This is a genomic window from Salinithrix halophila (assembly GCF_042650125.1).
Lineage (GTDB): Bacteria > Bacillota > Bacilli > Thermoactinomycetales > DSM-45169 > Salinithrix > Salinithrix halophila.
Genome location: NZ_JBHSAP010000017.1, coordinates 1 through 625, shown reverse-complemented (window position 1 = coordinate 625; position 625 = coordinate 1). Strand labels below are relative to the sequence as shown.

Here is a 625-nt window from a genome sequence, read left to right as displayed (position 1 = left end):
AGGGATGACGGCGTGCCTTTTGTAGAATGAACCGGCGAGTGACGGTGCCGTGCAAGGTTAAGGTGAGAAGCCGGAGCCGCAGCGAAAGCGAGTCTGAACAGGGCGTTCAGTACGTCGCCGTCGACCCGAAACCGGGTGATCTACCCATGTCCAGGGTGAAGCTGAGGTAAAACTCAGTGGAGGCCCGAACCCACTGGTGTTGAAAAACCAGGGGATGAGGTGTGGGTAGGGGTGAAATGCCAATCGAACCCGGAGATAGCTGGTTCTCCCCGAAATAGCTTTAGGGCTAGCCTCGGATAAAAGAGTCGCGGAGGTAGAGCACTGATTGGGCTAGGGGCCTGTCAAAGGTTACCGAACTCAGTCAAACTCCGAATGCCGTGGACTCGTTTTCCGGGAGTCAGACTGCGAGTGCTAAGATCCGTAGTCGAAAGGGAAACAGCCCAGACCACCAGCTAAGGTCCCCAAGTGCGTGTTAAGTGGGAAAGGATGTGGAGTCGCTTAGACAACCAGGATGTTGGCTTAGAAGCAGCCATCATTTAAAGAGTGCGTAATAGCTCACTGGTCCAGGGACTCTGCGCCGAAAATGTAACGGGGCTAAACACGCCACCGAAGCTGTGGATGTCAT

At 54.7% G+C, this 625-nt stretch carries 1 rRNA gene; it reads left to right on the top strand.

The annotated features are described in order from the left end of the window. Positions 1 to 625: ribosomal RNA gene (locus ACFOUO_RS13025) — 23S ribosomal RNA — on the top strand; the annotation flags it as partial.